The organism is uncultured Brevundimonas sp., assembly GCF_963975535.1.
In the GTDB taxonomy this organism is placed as follows: Bacteria; Pseudomonadota; Alphaproteobacteria; order Caulobacterales; family Caulobacteraceae; genus Brevundimonas.
In genome coordinates this window covers 1-1,550 of record NZ_CAXBHE010000034.1, presented here as the reverse complement: position 1 = coordinate 1,550, position 1,550 = coordinate 1, and the positions used below count along the sequence as shown (strand labels likewise).

The window sequence follows — 1,550 nt, the reverse complement described above, 5'->3', positions numbered from 1 at the left end:
GAGGTGGAAGATCTAATGCAGGTCCTGGTCCTAGTAATAGTGGTGCTAATGGCGGATCTGGTATAGTAATAATAAGGTACAAATTTCAATAATTATGACAAGTACAATTAAAGTAAACACAGTAAAAGACACAGCAAGCACTGACATTATTAAAAAATGTGGAACTTCTATAACTGTCGGTACAGCTTCAGATACAACAACTGTTGCAGGTAACGCTGTTAGATCAAATGCAATACAAGCATCTGATGGTCAAAATATTATAAGTCAAGTAGGTACAACGATTACACTTGGCGCAACCGGTGACAATATTGTTTTAGCGGGTGGCGCAACGCAATCAGGTTTTGGTAGAACGGGAACTGTTGATTGGATTACAACTCCAAAGACAGCTACTTTTTCTGCAGTTAGTGGAGAAGGATATTTTTGTAATACAAGTGGTGGTGCATTTACAGTTAACTTACCAGCAGGTGTTGCTGGAGCGATTGTCAGTTTAGCTGATTATGCAGCAACTTGGCAAATTAATAATGTAACAGTTACTCCTAATGGTACAGATAAAATTGGTTCAACAAATGATAATGCAACTTTAAGTACACAAGGACAATCAGTAACTTTTGTATTTGTAGATTCAACACAAGGTTGGATTAATACTATGGATTCAACCTCTAATGTTAGAGCAAATCCTCCTTTTTTAGTAGCCACAGGTGGAACAGTAACAACTTCAGGTAATTGCAAAATTCACACATTTACAGGGCCAGGTAGTTTTTGTGTAAGTGGAGTATCAGCTTGTGTTGCTAATAATGTAGTATCTTATTTAGTAGTAGCTAGTGGTGGAGGTGGTAGAAATAGTGATGGTCCTGGTGGTGGAGCAGGTGGTTTTAGAGAAGGAAAAAGTCCTGTTACTCCATATACAGCAAGTCCGATAGTTGCTCCTACAGGTTTAACAATTTCAAGTCCAGGTGCTATAACAGTTACAGTTGGTGGTGGTGGTGCTGTGGTTCCTACTGGTGAACCTGGAACAGGTGGACCTAATTCAGTTTTTTCAAGTATAACATCTACAGGAGGTGGTGCAGGAATATTGGCTCCTGTAAGTCCTAATCAACCTGGTAATTCTGGTGGATCAGGATCAGGAGGTTATGCTATAAGTGGTAGTGGAGGTGCGGGTAATACTCCACCAGTAAGTCCTTCTCAAGGTAATCCTGGTGGTAGTGGAGGTCCAGGTTCACCAACTTATTCTCCTGGTGGTGGAGGTGGTGCTGGAGGTGCGGGTGGAAATGCTTCTCCTGGTGGTGGTGGTGCAGGTGGTGTAGGGGTTCCAACAACAATTTCAGGTTCAGCTTTATCTTACGGTGGTGGAGGTGGTGGAGGCCAAGATAGTAGTAGAGGAGGAAGTGCAGGTGCTGCAAGTCCTTGTGGAACTGGTGGTGGAACTGGTGCTGCAGGTGGTGCAAATAAAGGTGGTGGAGGTGGAGGTGGATCTAATGGTGGAGCTTGTGCTGGTGCTGGCGGTTCAGGTATAGTAATAATAAGGTACAAATTTCAATAGGAAAAAATTA

The 1,550-nt window shown here is 42.3% G+C and carries 1 protein-coding gene; it reads left to right on the top strand.

From position 1 onward, the window contains the following. Positions 1–94 precede the first annotated feature (94 nt). Positions 95–1,540 carry a glycine-rich domain-containing protein gene (locus tag AACZ75_RS15670; protein WP_339874152.1) on the top strand — a complete coding sequence of 482 codons (1,446 nt, stop codon included), beginning with the start codon at positions 95–97 and terminating at the stop codon, positions 1,538–1,540. Positions 1,541–1,550 lie beyond the last annotated feature (10 nt).